Annotated in this window: 16 protein-coding genes; 5 read left to right on the top strand and 11 right to left on the bottom strand. The window is 70.5% G+C overall.

Translation table 11 applies throughout. From position 1 onward, the window contains the following. Positions 1 to 99: 99 nt before the first annotated feature. The 4 genes from uvrC to cysS form a co-directional block, all read right to left on the bottom strand. A complete protein-coding gene (uvrC, locus tag OV208_RS29075) occupies positions 100 to 2,055 on the bottom strand; it encodes an excinuclease ABC subunit UvrC (RefSeq protein ID WP_267577177.1) in 1,956 nt (651 codons plus the stop codon). Positions 2,056 to 2,067: 12 nt separating this feature from the next. Then, on the bottom strand, positions 2,068 to 4,236 hold the full coding sequence (gene uvrB / locus OV208_RS29070) for an excinuclease ABC subunit UvrB (protein WP_267577176.1): 2,169 nt from the start codon (positions 4,234 to 4,236) through the stop codon (positions 2,068 to 2,070). A gap of 89 nt (positions 4,237 to 4,325) precedes the next feature. Further along, positions 4,326 to 6,014, bottom strand: coding sequence for a M28 family metallopeptidase (locus OV208_RS29065; protein WP_267577175.1), 1,689 nt, complete (start codon positions 6,012 to 6,014; stop codon positions 4,326 to 4,328). Between the two features lie 45 nt (positions 6,015 to 6,059). Further along, positions 6,060 to 7,529: a cysteine--tRNA ligase gene (gene cysS / locus OV208_RS29060; protein ID WP_267577174.1), complete on the bottom strand. Its 1,470-nt coding sequence runs from the start codon at positions 7,527 to 7,529 to the stop codon at positions 6,060 to 6,062. Between the two features lie 173 nt (positions 7,530 to 7,702). Between cysS and OV208_RS29055 the strand changes: the two genes are divergently transcribed. Then, positions 7,703 to 9,319, top strand: a complete 1,617-nt coding sequence (locus tag OV208_RS29055) for an FHA domain-containing protein (protein ID WP_267577173.1) — start codon at positions 7,703 to 7,705, stop codon at positions 9,317 to 9,319. 118 nt (positions 9,320 to 9,437) lie between these two features. Here OV208_RS29055 and OV208_RS29050 read toward each other — a convergent pair whose 3' ends face one another. Then, positions 9,438 to 9,932 carry a CarD family transcriptional regulator gene (locus OV208_RS29050; protein ID WP_120533482.1) on the bottom strand — a complete coding sequence of 165 codons (495 nt, stop codon included), beginning with the start codon at positions 9,930 to 9,932 and terminating at the stop codon, positions 9,438 to 9,440. 191 nt (positions 9,933 to 10,123) lie between these two features. On the opposite strand from OV208_RS29050, the gene OV208_RS29045 reads away from it, so the two are divergent. Both OV208_RS29045 and OV208_RS29040 read left to right on the top strand, forming a co-directional pair. Beyond that, on the top strand, positions 10,124 to 12,595 hold the full coding sequence (locus OV208_RS29045) for a DNA internalization-related competence protein ComEC/Rec2 (protein WP_267577431.1): 2,472 nt from the start codon (positions 10,124 to 10,126) through the stop codon (positions 12,593 to 12,595). Beyond that, complete coding sequence (locus OV208_RS29040; RefSeq protein ID WP_267577172.1) at positions 12,582 to 12,842, top strand: hypothetical protein; 261 nt, start codon at positions 12,582 to 12,584, stop codon at positions 12,840 to 12,842. Before OV208_RS29045 ends, OV208_RS29040 begins: the two co-directional genes overlap by 14 nt. A 24-nt stretch (positions 12,843 to 12,866) precedes the next feature. Here the strand turns inward: OV208_RS29040 and OV208_RS29035 are convergent, their stop codons facing one another. Beyond that, the gene (locus OV208_RS29035; protein WP_267577171.1) at positions 12,867 to 14,069 is read right to left on the bottom strand and encodes a carbohydrate-binding family 9-like protein; all 1,203 of its coding nucleotides are present in this window, start codon (positions 14,067 to 14,069) and stop codon (positions 12,867 to 12,869) included. A 187-nt stretch (positions 14,070 to 14,256) separates the two neighbouring features. Here OV208_RS29035 and OV208_RS29030 point away from each other — a divergent pair, with 187 nt between their 5' ends. Together OV208_RS29030 and OV208_RS29025 are read left to right on the top strand one after the other, a co-directional pair. Next, a complete protein-coding gene (locus tag OV208_RS29030; RefSeq protein ID WP_267577170.1) occupies positions 14,257 to 14,892 on the top strand; it encodes a hypothetical protein in 636 nt (211 codons plus the stop codon). 127 nt (positions 14,893 to 15,019) lie between these two features. Continuing rightward, positions 15,020 to 15,853, top strand: a complete 834-nt coding sequence (locus tag OV208_RS29025; RefSeq protein ID WP_267577169.1) for an FHA domain-containing protein — start codon at positions 15,020 to 15,022, stop codon at positions 15,851 to 15,853. Between the two features lie 18 nt (positions 15,854 to 15,871). On the opposite strand, the gene OV208_RS29020 is transcribed toward OV208_RS29025, so the two are convergent. The 5 genes from OV208_RS29020 to OV208_RS29000 form a co-directional block, all read right to left on the bottom strand. After that, positions 15,872 to 16,234: a PH domain-containing protein gene (locus OV208_RS29020; protein ID WP_267577430.1), complete on the bottom strand. Its 363-nt coding sequence runs from the start codon at positions 16,232 to 16,234 to the stop codon at positions 15,872 to 15,874. A 142-nt stretch (positions 16,235 to 16,376) separates the two neighbouring features. Beyond that, positions 16,377 to 17,441 (bottom strand): tetratricopeptide repeat protein, encoded by a 1,065-nt coding sequence (locus tag OV208_RS29015; RefSeq protein ID WP_267577168.1) that lies wholly within the window; start codon positions 17,439 to 17,441, stop codon positions 16,377 to 16,379. Positions 17,442 to 17,944: 503 nt separating this feature from the next. Continuing rightward, positions 17,945 to 19,255 (bottom strand): adenylosuccinate synthase, encoded by a 1,311-nt coding sequence (locus tag OV208_RS29010; RefSeq protein WP_267577167.1) that lies wholly within the window; start codon positions 19,253 to 19,255, stop codon positions 17,945 to 17,947. A gap of 12 nt (positions 19,256 to 19,267) precedes the next feature. Beyond that, entirely contained in the window at positions 19,268 to 23,029 is a 3,762-nt protein-coding gene (locus OV208_RS29005; RefSeq protein ID WP_267577166.1) for a UvrD-helicase domain-containing protein, read from the bottom strand. Next, positions 23,026 to 26,271 (bottom strand): PD-(D/E)XK nuclease family protein, encoded by a 3,246-nt coding sequence (locus OV208_RS29000; RefSeq protein ID WP_267577165.1) that lies wholly within the window; start codon positions 26,269 to 26,271, stop codon positions 23,026 to 23,028. Before OV208_RS29000 ends, OV208_RS29005 begins: the two co-directional genes overlap by 4 nt. Positions 26,272 to 26,320 lie beyond the last annotated feature (49 nt).

Below are 26,320 nucleotides of genomic sequence, written 5' to 3'. Positions count from 1 at the left end.
ACCGCTATAAAACAGCGCCGAGCATGGTCGCAATGAAAAACCCTAGGAACGTCGCGGGTTCCAGCGGCCAGCCCCCCCGGCGTCCGAACCGGAACTTAATCATGCCGTACCCGGTGGCGACCCTCCATCCGCTTTTTCGTGCGCTGCTTTTTCGGCCCCGGGTTCGCTCGCGTCGTCCAGGCTGGCTTCGCGCACGGGGTCCTCGGAGTCGTCCTCCGGGTCGCCATGCAGCCCTGCGTGGACGCGTTCGGCCATCGCCGGGCCCACGACCTCGGCCAGCTCCTCGATGCTGGCGTCCCCCACCCGCTTGAGAGAACCGAAGTGGCGCAGCAACATCTTCCGCCGGCCTTCGCCCACGCCGGGGATGTCCTCCAGCGCCGAACGCATGGCGCTCTTTCGCATGGACTTGCCCTGAAAGGTGATGGCGAAGCGGTGGGCTTCGTCACGCATGCGCGTGAGCATGAACATTTCCGCTGAGTTCTGGGGCAGGACGATGGGGTCCTTGCGGCCCAGGACGAAGACGCGCTCGGGGCTCTTCGCGCTCTCCGCGTCGCGGTCGAAGACTTCCTGATCGCGGCTCTTGGCCAGGCCCACCACGTCCACGCCCTGCACGCCCAGGTCCTTCATGGCCGCGTGCGCGCTGGCCAGCTGCCCCTTGCCACCGTCGATGACGAGCAGGTCCGGCAGGTCCCCATCCTCCAGGCCCCGCTTGAGCCGGCGGGTGATGACCTCGTACATGCTGGCGAAGTCGTCCTGCTTGTCCACCGTCTTGATCTTGTATTTGCGGTAGCGCGACTTGTCCGTCTCCCCGTCCGTCACCGCCACCTGCGAGGCGACGATGGAGGAGCTCTGGAAGTGGGAGATGTCGTAGCACTCCATCCGGCGCGGGAAGTTGCGCAGGCCCAGCTTGGACTGGAGCCGCGAGAGCACCGTGTCCGTCTCGTCCTTCGTCCGCTTGCGCTCCACGAACGCCTGCTCCGCGTTCTTCACCGCCATGTTCACCAGTTCATGCTTCTCCCCGCGCTTGGGGACGAACACGCGCACGCGGTCGCCCCGGCGCTCGGTGAGCAGGGCCTCCAGGCCGTCGGTGCCGTCGCCGGGCTCCAGGGGCAGCAGCACCTCCTCCGGCACGAAGCCGCCCTGGTCGTAGTAGAGGTTCACGAACGAGGCGAGCAGCTCGTCGTCCGGGAACTCCTGGCTGCCGAAGGGAAAGGCCTGGCCGCCGTTGAGCCGGCCCTGCCGCACGTGCAGCACGTAGAACAGGATGCGGTCGCCCTCGCGGTAGAAGGCGAACACGTCCTGGTCCTTGAAGTCGCTGGTCGCCACCTTCTGGCGCTCCAGGCTGCGTTCAATGGCGAGCAGCTGGTCGCGCACCCGCGCGGCCTCCTCGAACTTCAGTTCGGACGCAGCGCGTTTCATGCGCATGCGCAGCCCTTCGGTGAGCTCCCCCGCCTTGCCCTCCAGGAACATGGCCACCTCGTCCACGCTCTTGCGGTAGTCCTCCTGGGACACCGGGAAGACGCACGGGGCCGGGCACCGCCCGATTTGATGGAGCAGGCACGGCCGCTTGCGGTTGGCCAGCACGTGGTCCGTGCAGGTGCGCAACTGGAAGAAGCGGTTGATGAGGCGCAGCGTTTCGCGGATGGCGCCCGCGCTGGAGTACGGGCCGAAGTAACGCGCGCCGTCCTTCTCGTACTTGCGCACCACCTCCAGCCGGGGGAACGGCTGGTGGCGGTCCAGGCGCAGGGAGATGAACTGCTTGTCGTCCTTGAGCAGGACGTTGAAGCGCGGCTTGTGCTTCTTGATGAGCTCGTTTTCGAGGAGGAGGGCTTCCTTCTCGTTGTGGACGAGCACCGTCTCCAGGTCGCCCAGCATCGTGTCCAGCATGGACACGAAGACGCGGGTGTCACCGGAGCGGTTGAAGTAGCTGCGCACCCGGCTGCGAAGGTTGATGGCCTTGCCGACGTAGATGATCTGCCCGCGCTTGTCCTTCATCAGGTACACGCCGGGCTCGGTGGGCAGCGCGTCCAGCTTCTCCTGCAGCCGGATGTCCATGCGGAATGGCTCCTAGTTCTTCGCCCGCGAGCGGCCGGACGGCTTGCCCGGGGAACCGCCTGAAGTCCCGCCGGACGAACCCCCGCCCGACGGACGCCCACGGCCACGCCCCCCCTTCTTCGGGGTGGTGCCCGGCGCGTCCACCGCCTTGGGCGGCGCGCGCAGGAGCGACCGCGACGGGGGCTTCAGGCCCAGGTCCATGTCCTTGAGCAGCTGGACGCGGTCGCGGAACTCGGCGGCCTTCTCGAACTGCATGTCGTCCGCGGCCTTGAGCATCTCCTGGTTGAACTCCGCGATGAGGCGTTTGATCTCCTTGGCCTCCAGCAGGTCGTTCTCGCCTTCCGCCGCCATGGGCAGCGCGCCGGCCTGCGCGTCGTAGTCCGGGATGTTCTCGGAGAAGTTCTGGATGTTGCTCTTCACCGAACGCGGCGTGATGCCGTGTTCGGTGTTGTAGGCGGTCTGGATGGTGCGACGGCGGGACGTCTCCTCGATGGCCCGCTTCATGGAGTCGGTCATCTGGTCCGCGTACATGATGACGCGCCCGTTCAGGTTGCGCGCCGCGCGGCCGATGGTCTGGATGAGCGACACGTGGCTGCGCAGGAAGCCTTCCTTGTCCGCGTCGAGGATGGCGACGAGCGACACCTCCGGGATGTCCAGGCCCTCACGCAGCAGGTTGATGCCCACGAGCACGTCGAACTCACCCCGGCGCAGGTCGCGGATGATGGCCATGCGCTGGATGGCGTCGATGTCCGAGTGCAGGTAGCGCACCTTCACGCCCACGTCGTTGTAGTACTCGGTGAGGTCCTCCGCCATGCGCTTGGTGAGCGTCGTCACCAGCACGCGCTCCTTGCGCGACACGCGCACGCGGACCTCTTCCAGCAGGTCGTCCACCTGGTTGCCGGCGGGGCGCGTCTCCACCTCAGGGTCGATGAGGCCGGTGGGGCGGATGATCTGCTCCACCACCACGCCCTTGGACTTCTGGAGCTCGTACTCAGCGGGCGTCGCGGAGACGAAGACGGCCTGCTGCACCATCTCCTCGAACTCCACGAACTTCAGCGGCCGGTTGTCCAGCGCGCTGGGCATGCGGAAGCCGAAGTTGACCAGCGTCTCCTTGCGCGCGCGGTCGCCTCGGTACATGGCCCCAATCTGGGACACCGTCTGGTGGCTCTCGTCGATGAGCACCAGCATGTTGCGCGGGAAGTAGTCGATGAGGCACGGGGCCGACTCGCCCGGCGCTCTCCCGGTGAAGTGGCGCGAATAGTTCTCGATGCCGTTGCAGTAACCGACCTGTTCAATCATCTCCAGGTCGAACATGGTGCGCTGCTCCAGCCGCTGCGCCTCCAGCAGCTTGCCTTCCGCCTTGAAGATTTGCAGTTGGCTGGCCAGCTCCTCGCGGATGGTGCGCATGGCGCTCTGGCGCGCATCCGGGCCCGCGACGTAGTGGCTGGCGGGGAAGATGACGATCTTCTCCAACTGCCCCAGCGTCACGCCGCGCAGCGGGTCGAATTCGGTGATGCGCTCCACCTCGTCGCCGAAGAAGCTGACGCGCACGGCGCGCTCCTCCTCGTAGATGGGGAACACCTCCACGGTGTCGCCCCGGGCGCGGAAGGTGCCGCGGTGGAAGTCCAGGTCGTTGCGCTCGTACTGGGCCTCCACGAGCTTGCGCATGAAGCCGTCGCGGCCCATGTCCTCGCCCACCTGCGCGCGGATGGCCAGGTCCACGTAGCTGCGCGCGGCGCCCAGGCCGTAGATGCAGGACACGCTGGCCACGATGATGACGTCGTCGCGCGTGCGCAGGCTGTGCGTCGCGGAGTGGCGCATCCGTTCGATGTTCTCGTTGATGGACGAGTCCTTCTCGATGAAGGTGTCCGTCGACGGAACGTAGGCCTCGGGCTGGTAGTAGTCGTAGTAGGAGACGAAGTATTCGACGGCGTTGTTCGGGAACAGGCCCTTGAACTCACCGTAGAGCTGCGCGGCCAGCGTCTTGTTGTGCGCGATGACCAGCGAGGGCCGCTGCACGTTGGCGATGAGGTTCGCCATCGTGAACGTCTTGCCCGAACCGGTGACGCCCAGCAGGGTCTGGTAGCGGTCGCCGCGCAGCAGGCCCTCGGTCAACTCACCGATGGCCCTGGGCTGGTCGCCCTGGGGCGAATGGTCACTGACGAGTTGGAACTCCGGCATGGGCAGCGATCTAACATCCCGGCTGCTCCCATACTGAACCTTCGTGCATGCCCGTCCGCCAAAAGACGGTCAGTGCGGCGGCCGCTGCCCTACTTCCTGGGCGCCCCCTTCAGTGCCTCCAGGGACTTCAGGCGGGCGGCCTCGAATTCGTCCCCCTTGTTCCACTTCGGCATCTCCTTCGCGCGCGCCACCTGGGAGCCCACCAGGAAGAAGAGCCGGGTGTCCTCCACGGCGCCGGAGAGGTCCCACTCCGGCCGCAGCTCGTCGGAGGGCTGGTGGTAGTGCTTCAGCTCCCACTCCCCCCGCTGTGCGCGGCCCCAGCCTTCCGGCTTGCCGATGAAGTCCATGCCGCTGCCGAAGTAGGCCGCCGGGATGCCCATGCGCGCGAAGTTGAATTGATCCGACCGGTAGAAGAAGCCGCGGTCGGAGAGCTGATCCGCCTTTACCGTGCGCCCCTGCGTCTTCGCCATCGCGGTGACGAAGCCATCCAGGCTGGACTTGCCCAGGCCGATGACGGTGATGTCGCGCGTGCGCCCCAGGATGTTGGCGCCGTCCACGTTGACGTTCGCGGCGATGCGGCCCGTGGGCACCGGCGGGTGTTCGGCCAGGTACGCGGAGCCCAGCAGGCCGTACTCCTCCGCGGCCACGGCGGCGAAGAGGATGGAGCGGCGCGGGGCCGTGGGTAGCACGGAGAAGGCCCGGGCCACGGCGAGCATCGCGGCCACGCCAGACGCGTTGTCCACCGCGCCGTTGTAGATGACGTCGTCGCCGGGCTTGCCGTCGTCCTTCTTGCCCAGGTGATCATGGTGCGCGGTGTAGAGCACCACCTCCTTCGACAGCACGGGGTCGCTGCCCGGCAACAGGCCCAGGACGTTGGCCGTGGGCCGGCGGTGCACCTCGCTGGTGATGCGCAAGGACAGCGTCACGCCCAGCGGCACCGGGCGGAAGTCCCGCGACTGCGCGGCGGCGCGCAGCGCGTCCAGGTCGTGCCCCGCGAGCTTCATCACCTGCTTCGTGGCGTCCTCGGTGGTCCACGCCTTCACCTGAAGGCGGGGCGCGTCACCGGCGGGCAGTTCGAACTGCTCACCCGTCCACGACGTGCGCACCACCTGCCAGGGGTAGCCCGCGCTGGGCGTGGTGTGGATGATGATGGCGCCCGCCGCGCCCGTCTTCGCCGCCTGCTCGTATTTGTAGTCCCAGCGGCCGTACCAGAGGCGCGTCTTGCCCGCGAACAGGCGCGGATCATCCTCCGGGTCGTTGTTGAGGATGACCAGCGTCTTGCCCTTCAGGTCCATGCCCTTGAAGTCGTCCCACTGGTACTCCGGCGCGACGATGCCGTAGCCCACGAACACGAGCTCGGACGCGTCCAGCTTCGCCTCCGGGGCCTGCACGCCGGACACGGCGATGAAGTCCTCGCGGGTCTTGAGCTCCAGCCGGCCTGACTTCGCCTGGAACGTCATCGCACCCGGATGGCTGTTGATTCCCATCAGGTCGAAGCGCTGCAGGTAGCTTCCGTCCGGAGCGCCCGGCTTCAGGCCCAGTTCCTCGAACTGCGCGGCGATGTACTCCCGCGCCAGCGCGTCGCCACGCGTGCCGGGGCCTCGTCCCTCCAGCAGGTCGCTCGCCAGGAAGCGCACGTGCGCGCGCAGCACGTCCTGGGTGATGGCCTGCTGGGCCACCTTCTCCTGGGACGTGGGGGAGGCAGCGCCCGCCGCGACGGCGGACGTTGAAGACAGGGCGACGAACAGGACGAGGAGGTGCGCCGGGAGGAGCCTCATGCGCCCTGGCCTAGCATGGCTGGCCAGGGCGCCCCCAGCGGGTTTTCAGGAGGCGGGCGCCGCCACCTTCCACGTGGTGCCGCCAGGCGTGTCCATGATGTCCACGCCGAGTTCCTTGAGGCTGGTGCGCACGCGGTCGGCCGCGGCGAAGTCCTTCGCGGCACGCGCGGCGGTCCGCTCGGCGAGCAACCGCTCCACCTCCGCCACGTCGATACCCCGCTCGCGTACCGCGCGGTCACGACGGCGCAGGAGCCAGTCCGCCGGGTCGTCCTCGAAGAGGCCCAGCACGCGGGAGGCTTCACGCACCTGCTCGCGCAGGGCCTGGAGGGTGCGGCCCACCAGCGCCTTGTCCTTCACGGGCGGCTTGTCGGTGAGCTCGTTCATCAACCCGAACTGACCCGACAGCGCACCCAGCGCTCCGGCGGTGTTGAAGTCGTCGTCCATGGAGGACTCGAACTCCGTGAGGAAACGCGCGGGGTCGCCGTGCAGCGGGCCCTTGCCGAAGTCCTTGCCCGCCACGCGCTCGTCCACCTTGCGCAGCGTTTCGTAGAAGTACTCCATGCGCATCTCCGCGTCCTGGAGCGCCTTCTCCCCGAAGCTCAGCGGGTGGCGGTAGTGCGTGGAGACGAAGAAGAAGCGCAGCGCTTCCGCGTCCACCTTGGCGAGCGCGTCGCGCAGGCGCACCACGTTGCCCAGCGACTTGGACATCTTCGCGCCTTCCAGGTCCAGGAAGCCGCAGTGCATCCAGTACTTCGCCATCTGCTGGCCGGTGGAGGACTCGCTCTGGGCGATCTCGTTCTCGTGGTGGGGGAAGATGAGGTCCAACGCCCCGCCGTGGATGTCGAACGAGCGGCCCAGGAACTTCTCGCTCATCGCGGAGCACTCGATGTGCCAGCCCGGACGGCCCTTGCCCCACGGGCTGTCCCACGACGGCTCACCGGGCTTCGCCGCCTTCCACAGGGCGAAGTCCAGGGGTTCGCGCTTGAGCTCCCCGGGGTGCACGCGCTCGCCCTGGCACAGCTCGTCCAGGTGGCGCTTGGACAGCTTCGCGTAGTCCTCGTCCTTGCTGACCGCGAAGTACACGTCGCCCTTCGCCTCGTAGGCGAAGCCCTTGTCCACCAGCGTCTGGATGAGGGCGACGATCTCCGGAATCGTCTCGCTCACGCGCGGGGACACGTCCGGCTCTCGCAGGTGCAGGGCGCGGGTGTCCTCGCGGAAGATCTCCACGAAGCGCGACGCGAGCTCCACGGGGGACTCCCCCGTCTCATGCGCGGCCTTGATGATCTTGTCGTCGACGTCCGTGTAGTTGCGCACGTACGTCACCTTGAAGCCCCGGTAGCGCAGGTAGCGGACCACCACGTCAAAGGACGTGAAGGTGCGCGCGTTCCCGATATGGATGTAGCTGTAGACCGTAGGCCCACAGACGTAGACCTTCACCTCGCCGGGCACGAGCGGCTCCAGCGGCTCCTTCTGCATGGACATCGTGTTGAAGAGCCGGATGGATGGGGGGGCCACGGTGGAGGGTCCTCCTGGGGAGCGGGGCGGGCGCGGCACTTGCGCGACGCGGTACACACTCTAGGATCCCCCGTCCCACACAGGCCAGCCTTTGACGCCGGAAGCGTTGGACAGCCACGGAAACGCCGGCAGGGGCCCTGTTCGCGGCCCCGCAACCTGGGAGAATGTCCCGCATGGCTCCGCCGAATCCCAAGCGTCCCCCACGCCCTCCCCGCCCGCCGGGGCAGCAGGCGACCAAGGACGACCCGGCGGAGGAGCTGCCGTTCGACGACGACGAGGTGGCGCCCCTCCAGGCGGATGATCCGCGCCCGCAACGGGTGCCCCAGTATCCGGCGGGGTCCCGGAAGGTGAAGCGGCGGGGGCCGGGCGAGCGGTCGAAGTCCGACCGGGAGCTGTCGCCCCGCTACGACTGGCAGAAGGAGTACTCAGAGCCGGGGCTGGCGCCCGCGTTCCTGTACGTGGAGCGGGGGCCGGGTGCGGGACAGTTGGTGCCGCTGCACCAGGGCTCCATCACGCTGGGGCGTTCCTCCACGTCCGACCTGCGGCTCCAGCACGCGTCCATCAGCCGGCGCCATGCGCAGCTCACCCGTCGCGGCAATACGTTCGCGGTGCGTGACCTGGGCAGCCAGAACGGCACGTTCGTCAACCGCTCGCGCATCAAGGGCGAGGTGGAGATCCGCCCCGGAGACGAGCTGAGCCTGGGCAACGCGATGCTGCGCCTGCGCGGTTCGGGCGCCCCTCCGATGGAGATCAAGACCGCGTTGGATCCCCTCCTTCCGCGCGGTGGGAAGCGGCCGGTGGGCGTCGTCGTCGTGGCCCTGGCGGCGGCCGTCGTGGGCTCCGCGGTGGCGGCGTTGATCAGCCTGGTGGCCATGAGCATGACGGACGCGTCGCCCGCACGGACCGCGACGGAAGGGACGTCCGCGAAGGGCGTGGGCACGCATGCCGCGAAGAGTCCGGCGAAGGCCGTGAGTGCGGACACGGGAGTGGAGGCACAAGGCGCGGACCCTTCCGGATCCGTGGTGCCTGCCGCTGCTTCTGGAGAGCCTGCTACTGGCATGGCGTCCCCGCTCCCCGGTTCTACGGACGGCACGGAGGCACAGCGTGCGGGGACGGCGTCCGCGAAGGCCGGCGAGGCTCCCAGCGCGACCGACATCGCCCGGGGTCTGCACGCCCCCGCGAAGGCCGGGGAGACGCCTGGCGCGACCGACATCGCCCGGGGCCAGCAGGCGAGCACGACGTCAGCGAAGGGCGCGGAGCCGGACTCCGGCGCAACGGGCGTGGCTCGCGATGACGCCCAGGCTTCACGGAAGGCGACCTCGACGGCCCGGAAGAACCCGGTGGCCGCCGCGACGACAGGCTCCCCGGACGAGAGTGCGCGCGAGGCCATCATCACCCGCTACGAGTCCGGCGACGTCTCGGGGGCCCTGACCCTGGCGCGGCGCGCGAACCTCGCACCCCTGGTGCAGCACATCACCCGCTTCCAGGCCGCCCGGGACACCGCCCAGAGCGCGCTGGACCGGAACGAGGGTCCCCGGGCGATTGACGCGCTCAGCGCCGCCGTGCGGCTGGACCAGGAAATCGCCCACGGATGGAGCACCCACGGGGCCGCGCTCCGCCGCCAGCTCGCCGGCCTCTACCTGAACTCCGGCAAGGATGCCGTCCGGGCCAGCCGCTGGTCCGACGCGCGCGCGGCCTTCACCTCGGCCCTCAAGCACGACGACAGCAACGCCGAGGCCCGCGCCCAACTGGCGGCGCTCGAGGCGCGGGGCACCCCGTCAGCGCAGTGAAGCGCGGCGCTCCGCCCGGGGCGCACTCCAGAAACACGACGCCCCGAGTCCCAACGAGGGAACCCGGGGCGCGGGATGCGAGCGCGGCGGCCACGTGGCCCGCCGCACTTCGAAGACATCAGGCGAGGTTGAAGATCTTCTTCAGGTCGGACTCGACCTCTTCCTCGGTGCAGTCCTTGGCCAGCGACAGCTCCTTGATGAGCAGGGAGCGTGCCGTGTCGAGCATCTTGCGCTCGCCGAACGACAGGTCCTTGTCACCCTTGAGCAGGTACAGGTCGCGCAGCACCTCCGCGATTTCGAAGACGGAGCCCGTCTTGATCTTCTCCATGTACTCGCGGTAGCGACGGTTCCACGTCGTCGAATCCACCGAGATGTCCTTCTCGCGAAGGATGGAGTAGACCTGCTTGACGTCCTCCTCGCTGATGATCTCCCGAAGGCCGACGGAACCGACCTTGTTGATGGGGATCATGATCCGCATCCCGTTCTCCAGGATGCGCAGCACGTAGAACGACTGGCGCTGCCCGGCGACCTCGGTGTGCTCGATGCCCATCACCTCGCCGACGCCCTGGCCCGGATAAACCGCCTTGTCACCAGTCTTGAAGCTGGTCTGCACTAACTGCCTCCTTGGAGAAAGCTTCGACCCCGGCCTTCAAGCCGGCCACTACTACCACAAACCACATCCACGGGCAACGAAATCGCCTTGACCCGCCGAAGCGGGCCGCACTACCGTGTCCGGTTTTGTGTGCGGAAGGGCTCAGAGTACGAGCGCCGCAGGACGAACACGGTGGTAGGTGGGGGTGGGTGTTGGTTCGTTATGCGTGGCGCGACCTGGGCACACGTCCTTTGTTTTTTCCAGCGCTGAGCCTCACGCTCGGCGCCCTCTGGGCAACCGGAACAGGGAGCGCCGCCGGGGTATTTCTCCTCTGCGCGCTTTGTCTGGGACTGGTGGGAACGGCGCTCGGTCCGTTGCCGGGAGCCCATCTCGCGGTGCTGGTCGCACTCGCCTTCACGGGCGCGGGGCTTTCCGGTTTTGAAGCCCGGGTGGAGGTCCCCCCGGCGCTCGTGGAGGGTGGCCCCGCGCTGCTGGAGGGTGAATTGGAGCGCGTGGAGCGCTTCGATGGCGCCACCCGGCTGCGGCTCGCGGTGGCCCGGGCAGGCCCGCCCACGGGTCCGGAGGTCGCCGCCCGCTTCCGCGCGAGCCTCTCTGGCCGGGGTGAGGGCCTGGACCTTCAGCCCGGACAACGGGTGCGGGTGGAGGCGCGGCTCCTCCCGGATGCGCCTCCATCCAATCCGGGCGAGCGGGACTTCGCGTCGGCGCGGCGGCGGCAGGGCGTGGCCTTCACGGGGGGCTTCAACCCGGGGCGGCTGCTGGTGCTCTCCCCTGCCCCGGCATGGCGACTGACGCTGGAGGATCTGCGCGGGCGGCTGGCGCTGGCGGTGCGGCGGGTGGCGCCGTCCCCCGACGCGACGGCGCTGTTCCTCACGCTGGCGGCCGGGCAGCGCGCGGAGCTGGATGACGCCTGGGAGGATGCGTTCTCGCGGGCGGGGCTCGCGCATGTGCTCAGCGTCAGCGGGCTGCATGTGGCGGCGCTGGCCCTGATGACGCTGGCACTCCTGAGACGGGGCCTGGTGCGGTTGGGCGGGCGGTGGCGCGGGCTGGAGGCGCGGCGGGTGGCGGCCCCGGCGGCGGTGCCCTTCGTCTGGGCCTATGTGCTGTTCACGGGGAACCAGGCCCCGGCGGTGCGCTCGGCGGTGATGGCCACGGCGGTGTTGCTGGGGCTGGGCCTGTGGCGGCGCGCGGACGGGCTCAACGGACTGTCGCTCGCGGCGCTCGTGCTGGTGGCGTGGACGCCTTCCAGCGTGGTGGACCTGTCGCTCCGGCTGTCGTTCCTCGCCGTGCTGGGACTGGTGTTGCTGTCGCCCGCGCTGCGCGAGGCCCTGCCGGTGGACCGACCCGACCCTTCCGAGCCCCGTAGGCTGAAGCGCTGGGCCGCGCAGGCGAAGGAGACGGTGGCGCAGACTCTGTGCGCGAGCGCCGCGGCGACCCTGGTGGGGCTGCCCGTGGTGGCGGCGGCGTTCGGGCGCGTGAGCCTGGCGGGGCTCGTGTCCAACATCATCGCCCTGCCCCTGTGTGGCGTGCTCACCGGGCTCGCGGCCGGAGGCGCGGCGCTCTTCGTCGTGGCCCCGGTGCTGGCGACCCCGGTGCTGTGGGCGGGCGCGTGGGCGTCGGAGCTGCTGCTGGCGCTGACGCGAGGCTTTGCGTCGGTGCCCTTCGCGGCGGTGGAGGTGCCCGGCCTGGGGTCGCTCCTGGCCCTCGCCTACGCGGTGGGGCTTTCGTGCTGGGCGCTCGGTTCGGGACGCTGGCGCTACGTGGGCGTGCTCACGCCGCTGGCCCTCCTGGGCGCCGTGCTGCTTCCCGGGCTTGCCCCGGAGCCCGCGCTGCGCATCACGTTCCTGTCGGTGGGCCAGGGGGACGCGGTGGTGCTGCGCTCGCGGGGCCACCATGCGCTGGTGGACGGTGGCGGCGTCCCGGAGGGCGCGGACACCGGGGAGCGCTTCGTGCTGCCCTTCCTCAAAGCCGAAGGCGTGTCACGTCTGGACCTCGCGGTGCTGTCGCATCCGCATCCGGACCATGCGCTCGGGCTGGTGTCGACGCTGGCACAGGTGCCCGCCGAACGGCTGTGGCTGTCCGCGGGCACGACCGACGGTCCCCTCTCCCGGCGCGTCGTGGCGGCCGCGCGAGGCGCGGTGGTGGAAGAGGTGCAGGTGGGGCATCCCTCCTTCACCCTGGGCGAGGCGACGCTGGAGGTGCTGGGGCCTCCGGTGGACCGGGAGTTGATGGAGGGCGCGAACGACCGGAGCGTGGTGCTGCGCGTGCGCCATGGCGACGTCACCGTGCTGCTGGCGGGCGACGTCGAGGAGGACGGCGAGGCCGCGCTCGAGGAGGCCGTGGGGACGGTGACGGTGTTGAAGGTGCCGCATCATGGCTCGCGCACCTCCTCCACCGCGCCGCTGCTGGCCCGCACGCGGCCGCGTCACGCGGTGTTCTGCGTGGGGCGGCGCAACCGGTACGGCTTTCCCCATCCGGAGGTGGAGGCCCGCTACCGCGCCCTGGGCACCGAGTGCTGGCGCACCGACACGGATGGCGCCGTCACCCTGGAGAGCGACGGCCAGGACGTCCGCCTGGTCTCCTTCCTGCCGCGAAGCGAAGGTGCCCCCCTGCCCGTTGCGGCGAGTGCGGAGCAGACCCACCGTAGCGCCGATGATTTCAGATGATCTCGATCTGCAGCAGTTGACCGTCGAACTGAAGTCCAAGCTCGGCCCGGGCGAACCCGTGGGCTACCTGCGCGGCAAGTCCCTCATGCGCGACATGCTGCTCCACATGCGGGCGAATCAGTTCTCCGAGCTGGAGGCCGAGGAGCTCGTCGACACGCTGGAGTCACGAGGCTTCGTGCGCTTCCTTGGAGATCCGGCGGAGCGCTCCGTCGCGGATGCGCCCTGGGACATCTCGCCCCACGCGTGACGCGTGGGCTCCGCCGTTGCCCTGCTACTGGAAGACGAGCCACGCGAAGCGCGGCAGGGCGTGGAAGTCCCCGATGAAGAGCGGTGAGAAGGCCTGGCCTTCCACCTGTCTGCGGTCGTGGTGCTCCAGGCGGTAGAGGTTGAAGCGCCAGCGCTCCCCGGGCTCGGGCGGGATGTGGGGCACCTGCGCGAGATTCTTGAACGGGATGGCCATCTCCACGCTCCAGCCCTCGTCGCGGTCCGACGCGTCGTCCAGCGTCCCGCGCACCTTGACCGCCGTCTTCATCCCCGAGTCCCACGACAGGTCCATGCCCTGGCGCCGCGCGGGGAAGTACGCGTCGAAGAGGACGTTGTGCGGTGACACCTGCAGCTCGTTGTACGTGCGCCCGTCCGCGTTGGCGTCGAGGAAGATTTCCACGACCTCCTGCTCGTAGATGGGGTCGTCGCGGTTGCGCATCGTGCCCCAGACGTCCGGGTCCTCCACGTCGAAGGCCACATACAGGTACGCGTCGTCGTAGACGAGGCGCGCCTGGGTGCGCAGCCGGAGGGGCCGTCCGTCGAAGCTGCCCACGAGCGTCACCGGCTTCGCGCCCTTCCAGGCCTCGTCATCGAGCACACCGTCGAGCACGGGCGCCTTCTTCACGCGCGTGACGGTGTACTCCGGCAGCGCGGGGGGCTCGCCGCCCAGGAGCGGACCGCGCACGCGGTTGGCGCCCAGTTGCACGCGCGGATCATCCACCGCCAGGCGCTCGTCGTCGCGCCAGAAGCCCAGCACCACGCGGCCGGGGCTGCCCGGCATGGCGACGGTGTGCACGTCCTCCAGCACCTTGCCCACCGGCCACGTCTCCAGCGGCGCGGCGCCGTCCTGGAACTCGTGGTCGGCGTTGCTGATCATCTGGCCGCTCTCCGGCTCCACCACATGCACGAAGAAGTGGAAGCCCTGCGGGGGCGCGCGGACCGCCTGGAAGTAGTGCGCGAGCTTCACCGGCTGCCCGGGCTGGGCCTTCTCCGGCGTCACGCGCGTTCCCAGGTAGACGATGGCGCCGCCCGCGAAGGTGGCTCCGCTGCGCACGGTGAGCTCCGCGGGGGCCGCGTCCAACGTCCGGATCGTCGTGGGCGCGGGCAGGCGGGGCGTGCGGTGGGCGGGGCCCGCCTGTTCGTCGCGGCAGGCGCCGACGAGCATGAGGGAAGACAACAGCGGGAGCAGGACGCAGGGATGGACGCGCATCGAAGGCCCGGACTCTACCCTTCCCCGTCTTCCGGGAAGCGTTCTTCCGTGGGTGGGACGGTGCGTTCCCAGTCGTGGGCAACCCGTCCGCAAGGGAGGGCGGCCGAGCTGTCGGGCCCCCCCGTCCCTGTTGGCGTGCCCGGAAGTGCACCCCATGTTTCAGTCCATCACAGGGAGGGGTAACCAGATGAACAAGGGACTGATAGCGGGTGCGGTGGTGATCTCGGTGTTGGCGGCGGGTTCCGCGCAGGCGGCTTCGACGGAGCTGCGCAGGTCCACGAACACACGAGGCCTTTCATTCATGGTGGGCGGCGGCGTCGAGGGCTACACCGACGCGCTGCGGACGCAGATTGATCCGGGCCTCGCGTACGGCGTGACGATCGGCCTCAAGCCGACGAACGTGGTGGGCGTGGAGCTGGGCTACACGGGCAGCATCAGCGAGTTCAACAGCGGCGGCGTGTTGGCGACGAACGCGAACGGGCCGGACATCGTGCGCAACGGCGTGCAGGGCGCGGTGACGATTGGCCTCACGGCCACGCGGCTCCAGCCGTACGTCATGGGCGGCGTGGGCGTCAGCCGCTACAACGTGCGCGCCTTCGCGCCGGGCTTCCAGGACGACACGGTGGGCAACGTGCCGGTGGGCGGTGGCCTGCGCCTGCAGTTGGGCAGCTTCACCGCGGACGCGCGCGTGAACTACAACTTCCTGTTCGACCAGGGGTTCGCCGCGTCGCTGCCGGCGTCCGACGTGGACCTGGGCGGTGACGAGACCTTCAGCAAGGGCGGCCGGTACATCGGCACGCTCAACCTGGGTGCCACCTTCTAGACACTCCGCGGCCTCCCGCCGTCCCGACCTCCGGACACGGAGGGCCCGGGGCGGATGGGTGAGCGCGGCAACCGCGCGAAAATCCAGCGCCCGGTGGCAGGCGTGACGCTTGCTGCCGGGTATTCGCATGCGCTTCGAATTCGAGCACCTGGGCAGCCCCACCCCGTTCGAACTGACCGAGGGACAGCACCTGCTGGGAGGTGGCCCCGAGGACCACGTCCACCTGGAGGGCCTGCCACCAGGGTTGTTGACCCTGCGCATCGAATCCCAACGGCTGATGGTGGAGGCGGTGCGCAGCTTCACCGTGAATTCGGTGCGCGTGCTGCCCGGCGTGTCACGCCTGGTGCTGCCCGGGGAGGTGCTGGGCCTTCCCGACGGCATGTGCCTGCGAGTGCTCGCCGAGCCGAGCGCCCCCGAGCGCGGCGTGGGCACCGTCGCGGTGCTCAAGGGACTGCTGACGGACTCCGAGTCGCGTCCATCGCGCGCCGCCACCGTCACCTGCCTGACCGGCCTGGACGTGGGCCGCTGTCATGCGCTCGCGGAGGCGAACACCGACATCGGCCGGGGGGATGGGGTGGCCCTGCGGCTAAGGGACCGGGCCGTGTCCCGTCTGCACGCGCGGATCCGCCGCGAAGGTCCGGGCTTCCTGCTGGAGGACCTGGGCACGCCCAACGGCGTGTTCCTCAACGGCGTTCGTCTGGAGGCGCCCGGGGCGCTGGCGGATGGCGACGTCGTGGAGCTGGGGCGGTCCCTGCTGCGCTTCCAGGCGGCTTTCGACGAGGCTCCGGACGGCGGCGGGCCCGTGCTCCCTACCCCGGACGGTGACGTGGCGAACGGGCCGCTTCAGCCTCCCGAGCGCGGGCAGCGGCGCACGCGTTCGGAGGGGTGGATCATCGCCGTGGGCGCGGTGCTGGCGCTGGTCGGGTTGCTCCTCACCTACGTGCTGGCGGCTTCAGGGTGAAGGCGGGCTTCGCGCGCTTCAGCCGGGCAGCGGCGAGAGGCCCGCGCGCTCCACCAGGAGCGTGGCTAGGTAGCGGTGGTGGCGGAAGAAGCTGGTGAAGTGGACGAAGCCCTTGCTGCCCCGGATGGCGTAGACCGTCACCGGGCCAGGGAGCACGTCCAGCTTGCGGATGTCCGCGAAGGAGAAGCGCCGGGTGCGCACCATGCCCCGGCAGGTGATGCCCCGGGAGTCCACTTCGATGCGGGTGCGTCCGTAGTAGGTGACGGACACCGCGAAGAAGACGACGAAGAAGCCCGCGGACAAAAACGTCTTCAACGGCACCCCGTCGAAGTTGAACAGGTAGACGAGCACCCCGAGCCACAGCAGGCCCGCCGCCGCCATCGTCGCGGCGAGCACCCGCCGGGGGCGAAAGACCTGCTGCGACTGCTTCCCCTCCACCGTCCGTTCGAGTCCGTCCATGACTCCTAAAATAGTGGCGGGGCCAACCCCTGGAATGATGCCCGGCTGCTCTCCATGCGAGCAATCAGCGCAGGCGCTCGGCCTTCTGCCGGGACTCCGCCTGGAGTTCCGGGCGCACGTCCGCCGCGCTGGACTTCGCGTAGCGCGCGTAGAGGTCCCGGGCCTCCAGGTTGCGCCCCAGGGCCCGGTAGGCCTCCGCGAGGCCGTACAGCGGGGAGGCCGAGTCCGGCTCCAGCTTCAGCGCGAACTGGTAGTCCGCCGCGGCCTCCGCGTACCGGCGCAGGCCGATGTTGGCGCTGCCCCGCGCGGTGTAGGCCACCGTGAGCAGGGGCTCCTGCTGCACGGCCTGGGTCAGCGTCTGGAGCGCGGCCGCGTAGGCGCGCTGGCTGATGTGCTGGACGCCCTGCTCGTAGGCGCGGCGGGCCTGGGCGCGCGTCGTGTCCGCTACCGGGCCCGAACCGGGGGGCTGCCCCATGGCCTGCGGGGACGTGCCGGACTCCGCCTGCTTCGCGCGCGCCCGGGTGATGTTGTCCTGCGCGCTCTGACGGATCGCGGCGTCCTGGGTGAGGCGCGAGGCCTGCTCCCATTCGTCGATGGCGCGCCCGTAGTAGCCGAGCACCGCCAGCGCGTTGCCCAGCTTGAAGCGCGCCTCCACGTGTTCCGGCGCCGCGTGCTCCGCGTCGAGGAAGGCGAAGGCCGCCTCGCGGTAGCGACGCTCGCGCATCAGGGCGTCCCCATCCCGGATCCGCGTGGCGGCCAGCACGGCCTGCGAGGTGCGCTGCGGCTGCGGCTCCGCGAGCGCGGGCTCCACGGGGCGGGAGGGCGCGACCGCCGCAGGACGGGCGGCGGGCTCCTTCGCTTCGACGGAAGCGCCCTGGGCACGGGCGGCGGGGACCGGGGTGGATCCGCCTGACGAGGCCTGCGCAGGCGTGAAGGGGGCCATCGCGGCCTCGCCTGACGGGGCGGCCTGCGGGGGCGCGACGGGGGCCATCGAGGCCTCGCCCGATAGGGCCTGTGCCTGGGTGGGACCGGCGGCAGGGGATGTCGTGGCACCTGCGGCCTGGGCCCGGGGAACCCCTGGCTTCGCCTCGGCGGCGGGCGTCTTCGTCCCGGCGGTCGGTGACGTCACGGGGGCACCTGCTTCCGGTGACGCCGCGCGGGTGACGCTTCCCTTCGCCGGGGTCGTCCCCTGCCCCCAGGCTGACGTCGACGCCGTGCCGAGCAAGACCACCGCCGACACACCGAGTTGGAACCTGCGCGTGCGAACCATGTCCCTCTCCCGTCCTCGCCCCCGGCGGGCAAGGATTTCTACTGCCTGCGAGCCACGTCCCTCACGGGTCCGTGCTCCCCACCGTCCGTCAGCCGACCTTGCGATTGATGAGGCGCGATGAGCCCCCGGTCCTACCTCATGCAGGGGGTGACCTCACCGTAGCCCAGGTCGAGCCGGTCCAGATCATCCAGCCGGTTTTCGATCCGCCACGTCCCGGGGATTCCCCTTCCATCCACGGGCCACGCGCGGTGCGCACGGCGTCCATGAAGACGGCAATGGGGAGATTCGGACACGCCCGGCCTGCACTTCCGGGGATGGCCCTTCAAGGCCCTCCCCGGCGCCGCCGGGCGTCTCTTCCCTTCCTAGCTGCGGAAGGGGTTCTGCAGCAGCACCGTCTCGCCGCGGTCCGCGCCGACGGAGACGCACACCACGGGCACGCCGCTGACCTCTTCGACGCGACGCACGTAGCGCTTGGCGGCTTCCGGCAGCTCATCGAAGGTGCGCACGCCGGCGAGCTTCTCGTCCCAGCCGGGCAGCGACTCGTAGATGGGCTTCACGCGCGCCAGGTCCTCGTAGTCGCCGGGCAGCTCCGTGACGCGCGCGCCGTCCAGGTCGTACGCGTTGCAGATGCTGAGCGTCTTGATGCCGCTCAACACATCCAGCTTGGTGAGCGCGATGCCCCACAGGCCGTTGACCCGCACCGCGTAGCGCAGCACCACGCCGTCCAGCCAGCCGCAGCGGCGGGGACGGCCCGTGGTCGCGCCGAACTCGTCGCCCACCTTGCGCAGCCGCTCGCCCAGCTCGTCACTCAGCTCCGTGGGGAACGGACCGCCGCCCACGCGCGTGGTGTAGGCCTTGCTGATGCCCATCACCTTGTCGATGGCCGTGGGACCCAGGCCCGAGCCCACCGCGGCGTTGCCCGCCACGCAGTTGGAGCTGGTCACGAACGGATAGGTGCCGTGGTCCACGTCCAGGAGCGTGCCCTGCGCGCCCTCGAAGAGGATGCGGGCGCCCCGGCGAACCTGCTCGGAGAGGAAGAGCGACACGTCGTGCACGTAGGGACGCAGCCGGTCGCCCAACGCGGTGAACTCCGCGAGGATCTGCGGCGTCTCCATGCGGGGCACGTCCACGCCCGCCTGGGCGCAGAGGTCCTTGAGTTCGTCCAGCGCGGAGGGCAGGCGCTCGTCGATGCGGCGGCGCAGACGCTCCGGGAAGAGCAGGTCGCGCACGCGGATGCCCCGGCGCGCCACCTTGTCCTCGTAGGCCGGACCGATGCCGCGACCGGTGGTGCCAATGGCGCTGCCGCCACGGGCCTTCTCCCGGAAGCTGTCCAGCAGCTTGTGCCACGGGAAGATGACGTGGGCGTTGTCGGAGATGAGCAGCTGCGCGTCATCCTTGAGGAAGCCGCGCACCTTGAGCGCGTCAATCTCTCCGACGAGGACGGCGGGATCCACCACCACCCCGTTGCCAATGACACACGTCTTGCCCGGGTGAAGGATGCCCGAGGGAATCAGGTGCAGGACGGTCTTCTGGCCTCCCACCACCAGCGTATGCCCCGCGTTGTTGCCGCCCTGGAAACGGACGACCACCTGGGCATGCTCGGTGAGCAGGTCGACGACCTTGCCCTTCCCTTCATCTCCCCACTGCGCTCCGATGACGACGACGTTCGGCATGGTGCCCGCCGCTTAGCACGCGGGAGGGGCCGGGTGACAGTGTTCCGCGAAGCCGCAATGAAGGGCCTGGCAGGCCGCCTTGTCCCACCCCACCCCGGTCCCCATGGATTCGGACTGGACAAGTGCCCGGACACCTCGGGCGAGCAGGCGCACCGCCCCCGCCTCCCCGGTCCCCTTCGGCAGGAACTCCGGCTCCGGGGACGCCTCACCCAGGAAGGCCACCCCCACCCGCACCGGCACCCCGTCACGCACCATCCGCGAAGCCGCCAGGGACAGGGCCGCCAGTTCGTGCGCGCACGCGGCCGGCCCCAGGGGATGCCGGGCGCCCGGGCGCAGGAGCACCGCCACGGCCTCCCCTTCCGGCGATTCCCAGAGCAGATCCATCATCCCCTCCAGCGCGGCGCCGTCGGCGCCATCTTCCAGGTCCAGCACGAAGTCGAGCCCCCGGTGCACGCTGGACGCGGGCGTGGCCGCGAGCCGCTTCGCGAAGGGCGTGCCCAGGAAGCGCTCCGCCGTGGCCAGCACGTCTCCCAGGCCCTCTTCGCCTGGATCACGGCCCACGCTGCGCAGCAGTTGTTCCAGGTGCGCACGGCGCTCGGAGGCCTCCGCGTCCGGCCCCGCCAGGGACAGGTCCACCTGCCGCAGGAGCCGCGTCACCAACTGATCCGGACGCTCCACCGGCAACCATCCCTCCGGATCCACCAGCAGCGGGGCCGACCGGGCGGGCGCCTCCCACGGCTCCGAGCCCACCGCGAGCCCCAGCCGGTGGAGGTAGTGATGGCGGCGCGGGCACGAGAGGAAGTCCTGCACCGCGCGCACGGAGGCGATGGCCGGGGCTTCGTCGAACGCCGCGTCCCCTTCGTCGGGCCCAGCGTCGGAGGCTCCCGAGGACCCCGTCTCGAAGTCGTCGGATGCGGACTCGGACACGCGGGCCAGGGCGGACTCGACACGGGCCTCGGCCTCGGCCTCCTGTTCCGCGGTGGGCGGCTCCGGATCCGCGGGCGGCGGCAACTGCTCCACATCCACGTCGTTCGCGAGCGCGCGCAGCGATGGATCCGCTTCCAGCCGGCGGTCCACGCGGTGCCACCACGAATCCGTGCCCGCGCGCTTCTCCTCTCCGCCCGACAGCACCAGCAGGTCCTTGGCGCGGGTGAGGGCCACGTAGAGCAGGCGCAGGTATTCGGCGTCCTCGCGGGCCTTCAGTTCGGCGCGCACCGCTTCGAAGCGCTCGGAGGTGAAGGTGTCCAGCGAGTCCGGCATCCAGGGCCGCAGCGCCAGCCCGAACGAGCGCTCGAAGTACGCGCGCGCGGACGTGGTGCGCCTGCGGCCTCCCATTCCAGGCACCACCACCACGGGCCACTCCAGGCCCTTGGCGCGGTGGATGGTCAAGAGCTGCACGGCGCGCGGGTCGCCTTCGTCCAGCAGATCCGCCTGCGCCTCGTTGGGGTCGGAGTCCGCCAGTTGGCGCAGCTCGCGCGCGAAGGCCACGCAGCCGCCCGTTCCCCGCTCGTCCCGTCGCGCCGCCAGGGACAGGAGCTTCTCCACGTTGGCGCTCGCCTGCTCCGCGTACGGTGAACCCGCCAGCGCCTCGCGGTAGCCGGTCGCCTCCAGCGCCGCGTGCAGCAGGACGTGCACGCCCAGGCGGTCGCGCTCCCTTCGCAGCACGGGGATGAGGTCCAGGAAGCGCGAGAGCCGTGCCTGTTCGCGCGCGGACATCGCGGCGCGCACGTCCGCGTCCACCAATCGCGGCGAACCGAGCGACAGCGGCAGGTCCCCCGCGAGCCGGAACAGCGACGCATCCGACAGGCCCACCAGCGGCGAGCGCAGCACCGCGGCGAAGGCCAGCGCGTCGTCCGCGTCCGACAGGAGCGCCAGCAACGAGGCGAGGTCGCGCACCTCCTGCGCTCCGTAGAAGCCGCGTCCGCGCAGCACCCGGTGCGGCACGCCGTGGTGGATCAGCGCGGTGCGGTACTCCTCCAGGTGCGTGAAGGTCCGGAAGAGGATGGCCACGTCGCCACCTCGCGCGGGACGCAAGCCCTTGCGGTCCTCCGCCATCACCGTCGCGGGCGCTCCGGGCGCGAGCATCACCCGCAGCCTCCGCGCCACCGAGTCCGCTTCGTACTCGCGCAGCTCCGGAGCGGTGTCAGCCTCCGGCAGCGTCAAACGCTCCACCACCGGACCGTCCGCCAGCTCCGGGCGCGTGGGGGACAGGTCGTCCGTCGCTGCGTCGTAGACGACCTCGAACGGACGGGGCGTCGCCTCTTTCGCCACGAGCAGTCCAGCGAACGCGCGGTTGAAGAAGGACAGGACGCCGGGCAGCGAGCGGTAGTTGTGCTGGAGGAAGCCGCGCGTCCCGCCCTCCGCTTCAATCTTGTCCGCCAGCACCGTGAACACGGACACGTCCGCGCCTCGGAACTCGTAGATGGATTGCTTGCGGTCACCCACCGCGCACAGGAACGCGGGCTCTAGCGGCAGCGCGGTCACGAGGTCCGCGCCCGGCGCAAGCTCTCGCGGACCACCTTCCCGCCGCTCCGACAACAGCAGCACCAGCTCCAACTGCAACCGGTTGGTGTCCTGGAACTCGTCCACCAGCAGCGCGCCCAGCCGCTCCTGGATCTGCTGGCGGAACTCCGGGTGGTCGCGCAGCAGGTCGCGCGCCTTCACCAGCAGCGACGTGAAGTCGAACACGTTGCGCCGAGTCAGCTCCGCGTCGTGCCGCGTCTCCAATTGGCCCAGCAGGTCGCGGAAGGTCTCTTCGAAGGGGGCCGTGCGCCACGCGGCATAGGCATCTTCCAGCCGCCGCACCGAATCGTCGCTCTTACCCTTCACCTTCCAGAGCAGCTCCTTCATGCACGCGCCCGCGCCCTTGCGCAGGTTCGCCAGCTTGCGCGCCTCCGGCAGCAGCACGGAGTGCAACTGAGGGAAGCGCTCCGGCTGGAGGAATGTGTCTGGCGTCATCCCCTCCAGCGCTCGCTCACACTTGGACAGGAGGGAATTCCACTCGCCTTTAGCGTCCTGCGCCCGGGCCTCGTTGCACAGCCGACGGCAGTCCTGGATGAGGCCTTCGAGCTGCGCCTTGTCCGCCACACCATCGCCTACACGGGCCGTCGCCGCCTTCAAGCCCTCCTCGCGCATCTTGCGGTAGACGTCCATCAGCGCGGCCACGAGTCCGTCGGAGAAGCCCGAACCGGAGAAGCCCAGCTCCGCGCACAGCTCGCGCACCTTCGCGTCGCCGCCCTCCAGCGCATCCAGCACCACGCGTTCGGTGACGTCCTCCAGCAGGCCCGACGACTCCAACTCGTCCAGCACCTCGAAGGCGGGATCGATGCCCACCGCGGGCGGCGCTCGACGCAGGATCTGTCCGCAGAGCGAGTGGAAGGTGCCCACCGTCGCGGCGCCCAGCTCCTCGCGCACCTTGCGCCACTCGTCCTGCGTGGGGAACGGCCGCTCCAGCCTCGCGAGCGATGCACGCAGGTCCTTCTCCGCGTCCAACGGCACATCGCCCTGGGCCAGCGCGTCCAGCCGCTCGCGGACCCGCTTGCGCATCTCCGCGGCGGCCTTGTCCGTGAACGTGAGCATGCCCAGCCGCGACGGCCGCAGCGCGGGGACCGCCTCGCGCGCTCCCGCGACCCGCAGCGTGGGGACCGCCTCGCGCGCTCCCGCGAACAGGTGCAGCGTCATCGTCACCAGGCTGTACGTCTTGCCCGCGCCGGCGCCGGCCATCAGGGCCAGGTTCTTCTCCAGCGCGAGCATGTGGGGCGCGGTGTCGCTCATCCGCCTCCCTCGTCCATCACGCGCCGTTCGGTGATGCGGCACACCGCGCGGTAGCCGCACCTTCCGCAGTCATTGGGCCGCGCCGGGAAGTCTCCGTTGCGAAGGCGCGTCACCAGCGTCTCCACCGCGTTGGGCAGGTTGAGCCCCTGCGCCTCCGCCACGCGCTGGCGCACCTCCGGGTCGGTGGACAGCAGGTCCTCCAGCTCCGCGGGCGGCATCACGTCCGCCAGATGGATGCTCGCCCCCGTGCGCAGCGAGAACCACGCCGCGTTGCGCGCCCCCACGTGGCCGCTCTCGCGCGCCGCGTAGAGGTACAGCGGGAGCTGGAAGTCCGAGCGCAGCAGGTTCTCCTTCAGCGTGCGCTTGTCCAGGCGGCCCGTCTTGTAGTCGATGACGCCCACTTCCACGCCGGCCGTGTCCAACCGGTCGATCTGCCCCTCGAAGATGATGGCGTCATTCGCCACCAGCAGCTTCACGTCGCTCCAGCGCGGATCCTTCGCCGCGGGACCGAACTTCAACTCGAAGCCCTCCGGCTTCAGCGGATCAAACGGCAGCCCCCGGACCTGATCCGTGAGGATGCGCCGGACCATCGCATGGGCCTTCTCTCCCGCGAGCTTCCACAGCTCGCGGTGCCCCACGTGGTGCAGCTCCTCGAAGTGCTTGCTGGCCTTCTTCACGGCCTTCTCCAGCACCTCCTTGGGGATGTCCTCCGGCGCCTGTCCCAGGAGCTTCTCGTCCCGGAGCGCCTTGAACACCTCCTCCATCACGCGGTGCCAGAAGGTGCCGCGTCCCCGGGCGTCGAACTCCTCGCCGGGGATCACCGGCTCCGCCACCTTCAACCCGTACGCGACGAAGCCCTGGAAGCCGCAGTTGCCAAAGCGCGCCAGCGCGCTCGCGGACAAGGGACGCTCCAGGCCGAAGTGGAACGTCTCCCGGAGCTTCTGCTCCAGCTCCGGCCCCTGTACGCCGCCGGTGAACTCGCCCGTGGCCTCGTCGTCGCTGCCGAAGAAGCGCAGGCGCGCGGCCTCCATGTGGGCCAGCTCGCGCGCGCCCCGAAACCAGTCCTCCGTGCCGAAGCGGTCCTTGAGGATCCTGCCCGCGGGATCCGGTTCGGTGACGCGGAGGCTGGGATAGGACTGTCCCGCCAGCGCCTCCAGCGCCACGGTGCGCCGCAGCTCCGTGCGCGTGAGCACTTCGTCCAGCGGCAGCACCGGCGGCAGCGTGCGCGTGCGCCAGTGATGCGAGGTGAGCCGGCGCACCTCCTCCAGGAACGCCGAGGGCACCTGCTCCTGTCCGCCCGACGCCTTCACCGCGAACGACAGGCTCAGCGACGACTCCGCCGCCGCGAGCGCGCTGGCGAACAGCAGCCGGTCCTCCGTGAGCCTCCAGGGCGCGCGGTCATCGAACTCGCCGCCCGTCAGCCGGAACACGTCCCGGCCCAGGTGCTGGTTGAGCGCCACGCGCTCCGCGTCCCCCAACAGCGGCGACGGCGGGTCGCGCCCGGGCAGCCGTCCTTCGGTGAGACCCGCGACGAAGAGGTGGCGGAAGGTGCGGCCCGGCACCTCGCTCAAATCCAGCACCTCCACCGCGCCCGTGGTCGGTCCGCGCGCGGGCAGGTGCACGTCCCGCAGCGCATCCGCCAGCCACCGCCCCAGCATCCGCCGGGTGATCTCCGGACCGCCGCCCACCGCGTGCAGGGAGCGCAGCAGCGCCTCCATGCGCTGCTGGAACGCCGCCAGCGCCGCGTCGTCCCGGGCCCTCGCGTCCTCGATGCGCGCGCCCAGGCTGCCTTCTTCGCGCGGCTCCAGCTTGCCCGCGGAGTCCAGCAGGCCCAGCCGCTCCACGACCTTCCACCACGCGGCGACCAGCTCCGCGGCCGTGCCCTCCTTCGGGATGTGGCGGCACTCGTTGATGAGCCGCATCACGCGGTCGCGCAGCGCACGCACAGCCATCACCCGGACCGCGTCCTCCTTGTGCCGGCCGCCCTGGGCCTGCATCCGGCGCGCGAGGTCCTCCAGCCGCACGTCGTAGGCGCCCCTGCCTCGCGTCGCGCCCAGCCGGTCATCCCGCGCGGCCGCCAACGCCAGGAGCGCCGCGGGCGCATCCGGCCCTCCGCGCGACAACGACGGCACGTAGCGGCTGGCGATGATCTCCGCCACGCGCTCCGCCGGGAAGCCGTCTTCAATCAGCACCGGCAGCTCCAGCGCCAGGCGCACCGGCCCCGCGAGCGCCAGCGGTTCGCCCCAGGGCAGGCGCACGGGCACGCCCAGCTCTCCCAGCGCCTCCGCCAACCAGCCCGCCTCCGGGCCCAGGTCGCGGTACGTGATGGCGATGTCGGACGGCGCGCTGCCCGCCGCGATGAGCCTCCGCACGTCGCGGGCCACGATGCGGGCCTCCTCGCGCGCGGACGTCGCGTTCCACACCGTCAGCCCGTCCACCGCGTCCTTCAACACGTCGCGCGCGGCGCGGGGGGAGAACAGGTGCCGGCCCAGGTCCGTGAAGGGCCGGCCCTCGAACGTCACGTCCGCCTTGAAGAGGTCCACGTGGGGCATCGACTCGCCCCGGTTCTCGAAGGCCCGGAACAGCGCCGCCAGCGCCGCGTCCGCCACCGGCGAGCCTCCCACCGGCGTCTCCACGCGCAGCGACACCCGCCGCGACTCGCACGCCGCCGCGAGCCCCAACAACAGCTCCAGCTTCGACGGCCGCACGTCGTAGACACCGTGGAGCACCAGCCCCGTCACGCCGTCCCAGCCCGAGGGCCAGGCGCCCCGGTCCAGCGCTTCACGCGCGCCCCGGAGCACGTCCTCGCGGTCCGCGAGCCCCAGCTCCGCCATCCGCTGCTCGTACAGGTGGTACAGCCGGGCCAGGACGCGCACGCGCGCGCGGCGCTCCGGGGGCAGCACCTCCGCGGCGTCCTGCAATTCACGCGCGGAGAGGCGGCCCGCCTTCAAGTCCAACAGCACGTCCGCCGCGGCCCGGGCGAACGCGGGCTCGCGCACGTAGTCCCCGAACGGCGTGGTGCCCAGCGCGCTGGCCAGCCCGGCCACCACCGCGCGGGCCGCCGTCGCCGGACAGGGGCGCCGGTTGAGCTCCCCCGCCCCACCCAGCGCGTGGACGAAGTCGTCCCACGTGAGCAGGCGGGAGCCCAGGGAGATGCCCCGCACACGCCGCTCCGCCCGCAAGGCCGCCTGACGGCGCGCGGCATCGGGAAAGACGTGGAGTGTGCGGCCAGGGCGGGACATGCGGGGCGAGGACTCTAGAACGGCCAGGGGCGCCCTTTTCATGCTCCTT

This window comes from Corallococcus sp. bb12-1, from assembly GCF_026626765.1.
GTDB classification, from domain to species: domain Bacteria; phylum Myxococcota; class Myxococcia; order Myxococcales; family Myxococcaceae; genus Corallococcus; species Corallococcus terminator.
Note: the sequence above shows the minus strand (reverse complement) of the source record. Positions and strands in the feature narration are given on the sequence as shown.